The 11,672-nt window shown below is 68.4% G+C and carries 15 protein-coding genes; 10 read left to right on the top strand and 5 right to left on the bottom strand.

The window, feature by feature from the left end; genetic code table 11:
* Positions 1 to 16: 16 nt before the first annotated feature.
* Positions 17 to 2,095: a phosphate acetyltransferase gene (gene pta / locus Q7X29_RS32725; protein WP_316576313.1), complete on the bottom strand. Its 2,079-nt coding sequence runs from the start codon at positions 2,093 to 2,095 to the stop codon at positions 17 to 19.
* 74 nt (positions 2,096 to 2,169) lie between these two features.
* Between pta and Q7X29_RS32730 the strand changes: the two genes are divergently transcribed.
* Together Q7X29_RS32730 and Q7X29_RS32735 are read left to right on the top strand one after the other, a co-directional pair.
* A complete protein-coding gene (locus Q7X29_RS32730; RefSeq protein WP_316576314.1) occupies positions 2,170 to 2,676 on the top strand; it encodes a nitroreductase/quinone reductase family protein in 507 nt (168 codons plus the stop codon).
* Positions 2,677 to 2,754: 78 nt separating this feature from the next.
* A complete protein-coding gene (locus Q7X29_RS32735; protein ID WP_218722175.1) occupies positions 2,755 to 3,138 on the top strand; it encodes a MerR family transcriptional regulator in 384 nt (127 codons plus the stop codon).
* Positions 3,139 to 3,242: 104 nt separating this feature from the next.
* Here the strand turns inward: Q7X29_RS32735 and fgd are convergent, their stop codons facing one another.
* Complete coding sequence (gene fgd / locus Q7X29_RS32740; protein WP_218722176.1) at positions 3,243 to 4,253, bottom strand: glucose-6-phosphate dehydrogenase (coenzyme-F420); 1,011 nt, start codon at positions 4,251 to 4,253, stop codon at positions 3,243 to 3,245.
* Positions 4,254 to 4,418: 165 nt separating this feature from the next.
* Here fgd and Q7X29_RS32745 point away from each other — a divergent pair, with 165 nt between their 5' ends.
* From Q7X29_RS32745 to Q7X29_RS32760, 4 genes are all read left to right on the top strand, one after another.
* Positions 4,419 to 5,177 (top strand): HAD-IIA family hydrolase, encoded by a 759-nt coding sequence (locus Q7X29_RS32745; protein WP_255588796.1) that lies wholly within the window; start codon positions 4,419 to 4,421, stop codon positions 5,175 to 5,177.
* 88 nt (positions 5,178 to 5,265) lie between these two features.
* Positions 5,266 to 6,357: an LLM class flavin-dependent oxidoreductase gene (locus tag Q7X29_RS32750; RefSeq protein WP_218722178.1), complete on the top strand. Its 1,092-nt coding sequence runs from the start codon at positions 5,266 to 5,268 to the stop codon at positions 6,355 to 6,357.
* Positions 6,354 to 6,974: an FMN reductase gene (locus Q7X29_RS32755; RefSeq protein ID WP_218722179.1), complete on the top strand. Its 621-nt coding sequence runs from the start codon at positions 6,354 to 6,356 to the stop codon at positions 6,972 to 6,974. Before Q7X29_RS32750 ends, Q7X29_RS32755 begins: the two co-directional genes overlap by 4 nt.
* Positions 6,975 to 6,999: 25 nt before the next feature.
* Positions 7,000 to 7,548, top strand: a complete 549-nt coding sequence (locus Q7X29_RS32760) for a YceI family protein (protein WP_218722180.1) — start codon at positions 7,000 to 7,002, stop codon at positions 7,546 to 7,548.
* 75 nt (positions 7,549 to 7,623) lie between these two features.
* Here the strand turns inward: Q7X29_RS32760 and Q7X29_RS32765 are convergent, their stop codons facing one another.
* Together Q7X29_RS32765 and Q7X29_RS32770 are read right to left on the bottom strand one after the other, a co-directional pair.
* Positions 7,624 to 8,076 (bottom strand): MarR family winged helix-turn-helix transcriptional regulator, encoded by a 453-nt coding sequence (locus Q7X29_RS32765; protein ID WP_218722181.1) that lies wholly within the window; start codon positions 8,074 to 8,076, stop codon positions 7,624 to 7,626.
* A complete protein-coding gene (locus Q7X29_RS32770; protein ID WP_374104931.1) occupies positions 8,073 to 8,696 on the bottom strand; it encodes a DJ-1/PfpI family protein in 624 nt (207 codons plus the stop codon). The genes Q7X29_RS32765 and Q7X29_RS32770 overlap by 4 nt, the downstream gene beginning before the upstream one ends.
* A gap of 120 nt (positions 8,697 to 8,816) precedes the next feature.
* On the opposite strand from Q7X29_RS32770, the gene Q7X29_RS32775 reads away from it, so the two are divergent.
* From Q7X29_RS32775 to Q7X29_RS32785, 3 genes are all read left to right on the top strand, one after another.
* Positions 8,817 to 9,038: a hypothetical protein gene (locus tag Q7X29_RS32775; protein WP_218722183.1), complete on the top strand. Its 222-nt coding sequence runs from the start codon at positions 8,817 to 8,819 to the stop codon at positions 9,036 to 9,038.
* Positions 9,039 to 9,040: 2 nt separating this feature from the next.
* Positions 9,041 to 10,138 (top strand): SPFH domain-containing protein, encoded by a 1,098-nt coding sequence (locus Q7X29_RS32780; protein ID WP_218722184.1) that lies wholly within the window; start codon positions 9,041 to 9,043, stop codon positions 10,136 to 10,138.
* A 90-nt stretch (positions 10,139 to 10,228) separates the two neighbouring features.
* Positions 10,229 to 10,576 carry a hypothetical protein gene (locus tag Q7X29_RS32785; protein ID WP_218722185.1) on the top strand — a complete coding sequence of 116 codons (348 nt, stop codon included), beginning with the start codon at positions 10,229 to 10,231 and terminating at the stop codon, positions 10,574 to 10,576.
* Between the two features lie 12 nt (positions 10,577 to 10,588).
* Here Q7X29_RS32785 and Q7X29_RS32790 read toward each other — a convergent pair whose 3' ends face one another.
* Positions 10,589 to 11,128 carry a hypothetical protein gene (locus tag Q7X29_RS32790; RefSeq protein WP_316576315.1) on the bottom strand — a complete coding sequence of 180 codons (540 nt, stop codon included), beginning with the start codon at positions 11,126 to 11,128 and terminating at the stop codon, positions 10,589 to 10,591.
* A gap of 38 nt (positions 11,129 to 11,166) precedes the next feature.
* Here Q7X29_RS32790 and Q7X29_RS32795 point away from each other — a divergent pair, with 38 nt between their 5' ends.
* Entirely contained in the window at positions 11,167 to 11,607 is a 441-nt protein-coding gene (locus tag Q7X29_RS32795) for a hypothetical protein (protein WP_316576316.1), read from the top strand.
* The last annotated feature ends 65 nt before the right edge of the window (positions 11,608 to 11,672 follow it).

Raw genomic sequence — 11,672 nt, forward strand, 5'->3', positions numbered from 1 at the left:
CTCGGGCGCTGACCGCTCATGCCTGGTCGCCCTGCGCCTGGATCGCGGTGATCGCCACCGTGTTGACGATGTCGGCGACCAGCGCGCCGCGCGAGAGGTCGTTGACGGGTTTGCGCAGGCCCTGCAGCACCGGGCCGATCGCGACCGCGCCCGCGCTGCGCTGCACGGCCTTGTAGGTGTTGTTACCGGTGTTGAGGTCGGGGAAGACGAACACCGTCGCCCGCCCGGCCACCTCGGAGTCGGGCAGCTTGGTACTGGCGACCGTCGGCTCGATCGCCGCGTCGTACTGGATCGGCCCCTCCACCGGCAGCTCCGGCGCGCGTTCGCGCACGAGTTCGGTGGCGACCCTGACCTTGTCGACATCGGCGCCCGACCCCGACGACCCGGTCGAGTACGACAGCATCGCCACCCGCGGATCGATGCCGAACCGAGCAGCGGTGCCCGCCGAGGAGATCGCGATATCGGAGAGCTGCTCCGAGGTCGGGTCGGGCACCACCGCGCAGTCGCCGTAGGCGAGCACCCGATCGGCCAGGCACATCAGGAACACGCTCGACACCGTGGCGACGCCGGGCACCGTTTTGATGATCTCGAAGGAGGGCCGGATGGTGTGCGCGGTGGTGTGCGCGGCGCCGGAGACCATGCCGTCGGCGATCCCCTTGTAGACCATCATGGTGCCGAAATACGAGATGTCGGCCATGGTTTCGCGGGCACGCTCGAGCGTCATGCCCTTGTGCTTGCGCAGTTCGGTGTACTCGGCGGCGAACTCGTCGAGGTAGCCGGAAGTGCGTGGGTCGAGCACCTGCGCGGCGGCGATGTCGACGCCCAGTTCGGCGGCGCGAGCCCGCACCGAGGTCTCGTCACCGAGGATGGTGAGGTCGGCGATCTTGCGCTGCAACACCCGGCCCGCGGCGCGCAGGATGCGGTCGTCGTCGCCCTCGGGCAGCACGATCCGCTTGCGATCGGCCCTGGCCCGCTCGATCAGCCGGTACTCGAACATCTGCGGGGTGACCACGTTCGACGGCGGTACCTGGATGCGCCGCAGCAGTTCCGGCGCGTCGACGCGCTCTTCCATCAATGCCAGCGCCGTGTCGACCTTGAGCGGGCTGCCGGCCCACATCCGCCCGCGAGTGCCGTGTACCGCGCTGGCGGTGTCGTAGGTGCCGAGTTCGGTGGTGAGGATCGGCAGTTTGGGGTGCAGGCCCTCCATCAGGCGCGCGATGGCCGGATGGGGGCGGATGCCGCCGTTCATGATGACGCCGGCCAGCGACGGAAAGCCCTCCGCCTCATGGGCGTTCACCACGCTGAGCAGAACATCGGAGCGGTCGCCCGGGGCGATCACGACCACTCCGTCGGTTAGTCGTTCCAGGATGTGCTCGGCGGTCATGCCACCGACCATGATCCGCAACGCCTCGCGCTGCAGCAGTTCCGGGTCGCCGCTGTAGATCTCGCCGTCGATGGCGCCGCACAGCTCGCCCATGGTCGGCGCCATCAGCAGCGGCACCTCGGGCAGCGTCCAGGACGGCACGTCGAAACCGGCCAGCGCGGCGCCGATCTCGTCGATCTCGGCGGGCGCGCAGCGGTTGGCGACGACCGCGACCAGCTGGGCGTGCTCGGCGGACAGCTCGGTCGAACACAGCTCCACCAGCTGCTTGACCTCGGTGGGCGTGCGTTCGGCGCCGCGCACCACCAGCAACACCGGCGCGCCCAGGTTCACCGCGATGCGCGCGTTGTAGCGCAGCTCGCTCGGGCTGGCGACATCGGTGTAGTCGCTGCCGACGATCACCACCGCGTCGCAGGCCTTGGCGACGTCGTGGAACCGCATGACGATCTCGCTGATCGCGGCGTCGGGGTCGCGGTGCACGTCCTCGTAGGTGACGCCGATGGCCTGCTCGTAGCCGATATCGGCGGTGCTGTGCTCGAGCAGCAGTTCGAGGATGTAGTCGGGCTCGGCGGTCGAGCGGGTGATCGGGCGGAACACCCCGACGCGCGCGGTGGTCGCGCACAACATCTGGAGCACGCCCAGCGCCACCGTGGATTTTCCGGTGTCACCCTCGGGTGAAGCGATGTACACGGTGGACGTGGCATGTTCGACCATGGTCGCGAGCTTAGTTAATCGACGGCGATTCGGGGGTTCGGTGTGGCGCGATCGGCCGCGTTATAGTCCGGCCCATGACATCGCAGTTCCCGGATCGGCAGTGGGGTTCGCGCACCAATCTCCTGTCCCGCGCCGCCAATCGTTTCGCCGCGACGAAGCCGGGTTCCTGGCTGATCCGCACGGTGACCCCGCTGGATCGGGCCTTGCTCGAGCGGACCGACGCCAAGTACACCGTGCTCGGCCCGATCGGCGCGCCGGTGATCCTGCTGACCACCACCGGCCGCAAATCCGGCGCGCAGCGCACCCAGCCGCTGCTCTACGTGCACGACGGCGACACCCTGTACGTGGTCGGCTCCAACTTCGGCCAGGAGCACCATCCCGCGTGGACGGGAAACCTGCTGGCGAACCCGGCGGCCACCGTGGCCATCGCGGGTGAGCGCATCCCCGTCGTCGCCACCCCGGTACCCGACGCCGACAAGGAAGCGCTGTTCGCCCGCTTCATCGAGATCACCGGCGCCTACGCCGCCTACCGCGACCGGACCACGCGCGACCTGCGCATGTTCGCGCTGCGCCGGGCATAGGGCCGACCGCCGCGGCGTTGTTGCCTTGACACCGGCGGCAAGGTCTACCGTGACGGCCACGGTCATCGAGGAGGTCGCATGCTGATCGGCGAACTGGCCGAGCGCACCGGTTCCAGCGCTCGCGCGCTGCGCTACTACGAACAGCACGGACTGGTCGAACCGCGCCGCGACGGCAAGGGCTACCGGATCTACGACGACGTCGAACTGCGCGTCGTCCGCAAGATCCACGCCCTGCGCACCGTCGGCTTCGAACTGGCCGACATGCACCCGTTCGTCGCCTGTCTGCGAGCGGGCGACGGCTCGGGCGACGGCTGCCCCGACTCCGTGGAGGAGTTGCGCCGCAAACTCGACGAGGTCGACGCGGCCACCCGCCGCCTGGCCGCGATCCGGACCCAGCTGGCCACCCAGCTCGCCGACGCCCTCGCCGCCGAACCCGGCGACCCCGCCTGTTCGCTGCGCTGAGTCGCGTCGATTTCCGGTGTCCCGGAGGATCACTCATCGGAGACGACACCGCCCGGGTGGTTCGGCGTGACACCGAACCACCCGGGCGGGTGAGCGTCGAAGGATCAGCCCAGCGCGCGCAGGCGGGGTGCCAGGTCACGCTTGAACAGGTCGAGGAAGCGCAGCTGGTCGTGGCCGGGGGCGTGGAAGACCAGGTGGTTGAGGCCCGCGTCCAGGTAGGGCTTGATCTGGGCGACGGCCTCGTCGGGATCGCTGGCGACGATCCAGCGCTTGGCGACCTGCTCGATCGGCAGCGCGTCGGCGGCGGCCTCCATCTCGATCGGGTCGGTGATGTCGTGCTTCTGCTCCGGGGTCAGCGACAGCGGGGCCCAGAAGCGCGTGTTCTGCAGCGCCAGTTCGGGATCGGTGTCGTAGGAGATCTTGATCTCGATCATCTTGTCGATGCCGGCGAGGTCGCGCTCGGCCTTGGCCGCGCCCTCGGCGACCGCGGGCAGCAGCTTCTCGGTGTAGAGGTCCATGCCCTTGCCCGAGGTGCAGATGAAACCGTCGCCCGCGCGACCGGCGTAGCGGGCCACGACCGGGCCGCCCGCGGCGATGTAGACGGGGATGCCGCCCTTGGGCACGTCGTAGATGGAGGCGCCGACGGTGTGGTAGTACTCGCCGTCGAAATCGGTACGCTCGCCGGTCCACAGCGCGCGCATCAGCGACACCGCCTCGCGCAGCCGGGCGAAACGCTCCTTGAAGTCGGGCCATTCGCCCTTGTAACCGGTGGCGATCTCGTTGAGCGCCTCGCCGGTGCCGACCCCGAGCATCACCCGGCCCGGGTACAGGCAGCCGAAGGTGGCGAAGGCCTGGGCGATCACCGCCGGGTTGTAGCGGAAGGTGGGGGTGAGCACGGAGGTGCCGAGCATGATCCGCTCGGTGCGCTCACCGGTGGCGGCCAGCCAGGCCAGCGAGAACGGCGCGTGCCCGCCGTCGTGCCGCCACGGCTGGAAGTGATCGCTGACTGTCGCGCTGTCGAGACCGTGCTCCTCGGCGGCCACCGCCAGCTCGACGAGCTCACGCGGCCCGAACTGTTCTGCCGATGCCTTGTATCCGAGCTTGAGATCAACCATCTCAGCCACTCCTGTCGTTCGCTTCGTCGCGGCCCCTGCCGCATCGACACTAACCAACACCGTCACCGAGTTCTCCGGGAGCGGTGGCTCGCACCGCCGCCGGTTTTAGCGGATGATTAGCTGGTGACCGCCAAGGATGAGCAGATCTTGTCGTACCTGACCGACATGGACGGCGTGCTGGTGCACGAGGATCAACTGATCCCGGGCGCCGACGAATTCCTCACCGAGCTGCGCGACAACGAGATCCCGTTCCTGGTCCTGACCAACAACTCGATCCGCACCCCACGCGATCTGCAGGCCCGGCTGCGCCAGACCGGCCTGGACATCCCCGAGGAATCCATCTGGACCTCGGCGCTGGCCACCGCCACCTTCCTCGACGACCAGCGCCCCAACGGCACCGCCTACGTCGTCGGCGAGTCCGGCCTGACCACCGCGCTGCACGAGATCGGCTATGTCCTCACCGACGTCGACCCCGACTATGTGGTCCTCGGCGAGACCCGTACCTATTCGTTCGAGGCGATCACGACCGCGATCCGCCTGATCGATCGCGGCGCCCGTTTCATCGCCACCAATCCCGACGCGACCGGTCCGTCCCGCGACGGCGTGTTGCCCGCGACCGGGTCGGTCGCCGCGCTGATCACTCACGCCACCGGCAAGGACCCGTACTACGTGGGCAAGCCGAATCCGCTGATGATGCGCTCGGCGCTGCGCCGCATCGACGCGCACTCCCAGACCACGGTGATGATCGGCGACCGCATGGACACCGACGTCATCTCCGGCCTGGAAGCCGGCCTGCGCACGATCCTGGTCACCTCGGGCATCTCCACCAAGCACTCGGTCGAGAAATACCCGTTCCGCCCCACCCTGGTCGTCGACTCGGTCGCTGACCTGATCGGCCGCACCCGCTCCCCCTTCCCGGAGTAGCTGCATGTGAGCTGCCTCACAGTGGAATAGGTTCCCGCCCTCGCCGGTTATAGTTGCCATGGCAACCAAAGCGAGTCGAGGAGGGCCCGTGCAGTTCGGAATCTTCACCGTGGGCGATGTGACCACCGACCCCACGAACGGCCGCACCCCCACCGAGGCCGAGCGGATCAAGGCGATGGTCGCGATCGCGCAGAAGGCCGAGGAGGTGGGACTCGACGTGTTCGCGATGGGCGAGCACCACAATCCGCCCTTCGTGCCGTCCTCGCCGACCACCATGCTCGGCTACATCGCGGGCCGCACCGACAAGATCCTGCTGTCCACCTCCACCACGCTGATCACCACGAACGACCCGGTCAAGATCGCCGAGGACTTCGCGATGTTGCAGCACCTGGCCGACGGCCGGGTCGACCTGATGCTCGGCCGCGGCAACACCGGCCCGGTCTACCCGTGGTTCGGCAAGGACATCCGCGACGGCATCCCGCTGGCCATCGAGAACTACCACCTGCTGCACCGCCTGTGGCGCGAGGACGTCGTGGACTGGGAGGGCAAGTTCCGCACGCCGCTACAGTCGTTCACCTCCACCCCGCGCCCGCTCGACGACGTCCCGCCGTTCGTCTGGCACGGCTCCATCCGTAGCCCGGAGATCGCCGAGCAGGCCGCCTACTACGGCGACGGCTTCTTCGCCAACCACATCTTCTGGCCCACCGACCACTTCCAGCGGCTGATCGAGCTGTACCGCCGCCGCTACGAGCACTACGGCCACGGCAGCGCCGACCAGGCCATCGTCGGCCTCGGCGGCCAGGTGTTCGTGCGCAAGAACTCCCAGGACGCGATCCGCGAGTTCCGCCCGTACTTCGACAACGCGCCCGTCTACGGACACGGCCCGTCGCTGGAGGAATTCACCGAGCAGACCCCGCTCACCGTGGGCAGCCCGGAGCAGGTCATCGAGAAGACGCTCACCTTCCGCGAGCACTTCGGCGACTACCAGCGTCAGCTGTTCCTGGTCGACCACGCCGGCCTGCCGCTGAAGACGGTGCTCGAACAGCTCGACCTGCTCGGCGAGGAAGTGATTCCGGTGCTGCGCAAGGAATTCGCCGCCGGGCGTCCCGCGCACGTGCCGGACGCGCCGACCCACGCCTCGCTGCTCGCCGCCGAGACCACCACGGAGGTGACCGCATGACCACTCGCATCGCGGTGGTGTCGGCCGGGCTGTCGCAGCCCTCGTCGACCCGGCTGCTGGCCGACCGGCTGGCCACCGCCACCGCACGAGAGCTGCGCGCCGGCGGCGCCGAGGTCGAACTCGACTTCGTCGACCTGCGCGATCACGCCCGCGAACTCGCCGACAACCTGATCACCGGATTCCCCGCGCCGTCGCTGCGCTCGGCGATCGACCAGGTCGTCACCGCTGACGGGCTCATCGCGGTGACGCCGATCTTCAGCGCCTCCTACAGCGGTCTGTTCAAGACCTTCTTCGATGTGCTGGAACCGGATTCGCTCGCGGGCAAGCCGGTGCTGGCCGGTGCCACCGGCGGCACCGAACGGCACTCGCTGGCCCTCGAACACGCGGTGCGTCCGCTGTTCGCCTACCTGCGCTCGATCGTCGTACCCACCGCCGTGTACGCCGCGTCGTCGGACTGGGGCGCCCACGGTGCCGACCAGGCGCTGAACAACCGGATAGACCGCGCCGCAAGCGAATTCGCCACCCAGATCCTCGGCAGGCCCAGCGCCGGACCCGCCGACCCGTACGACGAGCCGACCCCGTTCGCGGATCTGCTCGCCGCCAACCTCCCACGCTAGAACCCCACCCCCACAAGGAGTTCCCATGACCACCGCCATCGCCAACGGCCTCACCGCGGGCACCTGGGCCATCGACCCCGCCCACTCCACCGTCGGCTTCTCCGTACGCCACCTCATGGTGAGCAAGGTCCGCGGCCGCTTCACCGACTTCGACGGCGCACTCGTCATCGGCGAGGACGGCACCGCCTCCGCGCACGCCGAGATCCGGGTCGACTCGCTGACCACCGACAACGCCCAGCGCGACGGCCACCTGCGCACCGCCGACTTCTTCCACGCCGAACAGTTTCCTGTGATGACCTTCAAGTCCACCGGGTTCCGCGGCGAGGGCAGCGACTTCGTCGTCGACGGCGAGTTCACCGTGCGCGGCAACACCAAGCCGGTCTCCCTCGAGGTCGAGTTCCTCGGCGTCAACGAGGGCATGGGCAACGGCCCGGTCGCCGGTTTCGAAGCCAAGACCGTGGTCTCGCGCCGTGACTTCGGCCTCGACATCGACATGCCGCTGCCCGACGGCGGCGCCGTCATCGGCGACAAGATCACCCTCACCCTCGAGATCGAGGTCGGCCTCCAGAGCTGAGCTCCGACCGCACAGTCCGACGCCCCCGTCGCCACTTCGGCGACGGGGGCGTCGGTGTGCCGGCTGCCGACGACCTCACTCCTCGGCGACGGTGATCGCCTCGACCGCGGCGGACAGCCGGGTCAGCGCGGCCACGATCGCCGCGAACTCCACCGGACCGAGCTCGTCGGCGAGGCGGCGAGCGATTCTCGCGTGCTGCGGATTGATGCGCTGAACCGCCGCGCGGCCCGATTCCGTCGCCGCGACCAGCTTCGCCCGCTTGTGCGCGGGGTTGGGCCGGTATTCGCACAGCCCCTTGTCGACGAGCAGGTCGGCGATGCGCTGCACACTCTGCCGGGTGATGCCCATCGCGCGGGCGATGCCCGCGACCGGCAGCGGTTCGGCGAGCACCGCGCCGAGCACCTGCCACCAGGCCGCGGTGAGACCGGCCGGGGCGGCCAATTCCTCGGCGATGGCGAGGAATTGGCCGTTGAGCTTGAACGAGGTGATCGCCGCGGTCGAGAACAGTTCCTGCTCGCCGGCTGTCACGCGTTGGCGGCTTCGTACTCGGCGAGCACCGCGTAGGCCGCCGGGTCGCGGTGCGCGAACAGGGCGTACCAGGCGTCGATGACGTGCGGCTCGGACACCTCGAGGCGGGTGAAGATCTCCCTGGCGAACTCGAACGGCGACATGGCGTCGGCGGTGATCACGTCGCGGTCGGTGACCGCCTGCGCCTCCACATAGTGTTCGGCACCCGAATATCCGCTGTAGACCAGGTATTCGGCCGCGTTGGAGGTGTGCGCGCGATCATCGAGCAGGCCCGCCTTGGCCAATCCGAAGGTGGCGCCGCAGATTCCGGCGACCGGCACGCCCGCGTCGAGGAACTGACGCGCCTTCTCCGCGAACGGCACCAGCTCCTCACCCTCCCACAGATCCGCGCCGGGCAGGATCAGCATCACGCTGTCGGCCGGGTCGAGATCGGCCAGCGCGAGGTCCGGGGTGACCCGCAGTCGGCCCATCGTGGTGATCGGTTCGGTGCTGAGCCCGACCGTCTTCACCTCGAACGTGCCCGGCTCGCGATGCCAACCACCGTTGGCGATGTGCGCGGTGGCGGCGCCCACCTCCCAGTCGGCGAGAGTGTCGTACACGGCCATGTGAACTGTTCGCATCGTCATGACAGTATCCTGTCATAATTGACAGCAAGCTGTCAATAAGAATATTGAAACCCATCGGCAGGCCGCGCATCGTACGCTGACGTCATTCGATGCGAGACAAGGAGACTCAGCGCGATGACCGACCCGGTGCACGGCCTCACGGGCACGCTCACGTCACCGATCCGGGCCGCGGGCGCGCTGGGCGAAGTACTCGTGGCGATCCGCGGGGGAACCGAGACCTACCTCGCGCGGGCCGACGAGCCCCTCCCGGCCGGTGCCACCGTTCTGATCGTCGCGGTGCATCCCGGCCGGCTGGTCGACGTCGTCGCCTGGATTCCGCTCACCAAGGAGGACTGAACATGCTGGGTTATCACGTTCCCGATCCCGACGAGGCGATGCTGGTCAGCGGCGCCAAGACCAAGGACAACGCCCCCTTCAAGGTGGTCATCGGCCGCGGCACCTGGGTGGTGCCGCTGTTCCGCAAGGTCCGCTACCTGTCGCTGGCCATGTTCGAGTCCGAGATCAGGGAACGCTGCGTCACCAAGCAGGCCATCCAGCTCGATGTGCGCGCGGTGATCGCGTTCAAGGTCGCCAACGACACCTCCTCGATCGTCAACGCGGCCCAGCGCTTCCTGTCCGAGCAGGAGCAGGAGATGTCGGTGCTCACCGGCCGCATCTTCTCCGGTCACCTGCGCTCCATCGTCGGCTCGATGACAGTCGAGGAGATCATCCGCGAACGCCAGAAGCTGGCCGACGAGGTGCTGCTCGCCTCGAAGGTGGAGATGAGCAATATCGGCCTGTGGGTCGACTCGTTCCAGATCCAGTCCATCGACGACGGCAACCTGGGCTACATCAATGCCCTGGCCGCACCGCACAACGCCGCCGTGCAGCGCGATGCCCAGATCGCCCAGGCTCAGGCCGCCCAGCGCGCCGCCGAGGCCGAACAGGAATCGCTGCGCCGCCGCGCCGAGTACGAGCGGGAGACCGCGATCCTCAAGGCGCAGTACCAGCGCGACATCGACAAGGCCAATGCCGAAGCGGCCCAGGCGGGTCCGCTCGCCGACGCCATCGCCCGCCAGGAAGTCCTCACCGCCCAGGCCGAGCAGGCCCGCAAGAACGCCGAACTGCGCGAGCAGGAACTCCAGGCCGAGGTCGTGAAACCCGCGCTGGCCGAAGCGGAACGCGTCCGCATCCTCGCCGAGGCCGAAGCCGACCGCACCCGCATCCAGGCCGAGGCCGCCGCCTCCAACAACCGGATCGCCCTGGACCAGTTGCTCATCGAGCAACTGCCCGAAATCGTCAAGCAGGCCTCCAACGGCCTCGCCAACGCCAACCTCACCGTCCTCAACGGGCCCGACGGCGTCGGCGAACTGGTCAACGGCATGGTCGGCCAGGGCCTGACCGTCTTCAACTCCTTGCAGAAGGCGTTGTCCAACGGCGAGGTCGACAAGGTCTGAATCCCGGCATCCGGCCGGGCGCCATTAACGGTGCCCGACCGGATGTCGATTCTCTGGCACGAACGCCGGGATCGACGCAAGGAATGACTGATGGGATTGTGGATCGGTAACCCCGAGCTGGGCGCCGCCGAGAAGGTGATCTGGCAGCAGCTCGCCAATCGAACGCAGGGTGGCCGGGCCGTCGGCGGACGCCTCTCCCTGACCGACACCCGCCTGCTCTTCGTGCCCAATCATCTGGACGCGCTCACCGGTGGCAAGCGCTGGGAGATACCGCTGAGCCGGGTGCGTGCCATCGGCCGACAGAGTCCGGACGGTGGACTGTTCAGCGGTGGCCTGCGCACTCGCCTGCGCATCGAGACCGACACCGGCACCGAACTCTTCGTCATAGGAAAGCTCGACGAGGTGCTCGCTGTCCTCGACGCCGCAGTGCCCTCGTAGCGCCGAAGACCGTCACCCCCGCCAGTTCGACGGGGCCTGCCGGAAACCCGGCCGTGGGCTGGCGAAGGTGGCGATCACCGCACGCACGACCCGCACCGCGGCATCGGGCCCGACCTCGGGCCATCGCTCGATCGCCGCGAACTTCACCGCCGCGCTGGCGTAGACGATGAGCTCGTCGGTACGGGCGGGATAGAAGCCGTAGCCGATGCCGTCGGTGGTCTCGTAGTACTCGTGCCGGGTCGAGTAGGCCGAATCGATCCGACCCGGTTCGGGCAGCCGCACGATCCCGTCGGCCACCGCGCGATCGAGAATCTTCCCCATGACCCCGGTGAGGCCGATGGCCGTGGCGTAACCGACCTCCGCGGACCACGGACCCCGGTGCTCCTCGCGCAGTGGCAGCTCGGTGGCGGGTCCGGTGTAGGTGCGGCCTGCCCACGCCTCGATCGAGTCGTCGATCGGGAAGTGCCAGGTCCGCTCGTCGAAGAGCTGTTGCGCCCGCTGCCTGCGGCGATCGTTCTCGGCATAGTAGGCCGCGCGCTCCTCGGCGTTCATCACCCGAAACTAACAGCGCGCCAAGCCATCCGGTAACGATGGCTGTTGACAGCCCGGCACCACGACAAGATCTCGGGGGACGTGTTAGGTTCCCGGACAAGAACGTGATCGAGGCCGGGGGCGGGCGGCTGTTGCAGGCCGATATCGATGAATTGGGCAAGCTGGTGACGGTCCTCGATGACGTCGGTCGAGAGATCGACCAACGGGACGTCCGTTGCGAATCCGATCATCTCGGTACGGCGGTAGCCGGAACCGACGTGGTGGCGGCGTGCGTACAGCTGGGTGAGTTCATCGAAGGCGCCTATTGGCGGGTGACCAATCGGTTGCACGAGATCTCGACGGCGGTGACCGCCACTGCGTCGAGTATTCAGGCCACAGATGAGGACTTCGCGCAGACGGTGCCGCGCTCGCCGCCGCGCTGCGGCGCGGTGATTACACCGAGGCCGCCGCCATCATGGCGCACCGGCCCAAGGGACTGACCACCCAGGAGATCCAGGACCTCGCGGCGGGCAAGAACGTCGCCGGCGTGCCCGCCGATCTGCAG

It is taken from the genome of Nocardia canadensis (assembly GCF_032656385.1).
Classification (GTDB): Bacteria; Actinomycetota; Actinomycetes; order Mycobacteriales; family Mycobacteriaceae; genus Nocardia; species Nocardia canadensis.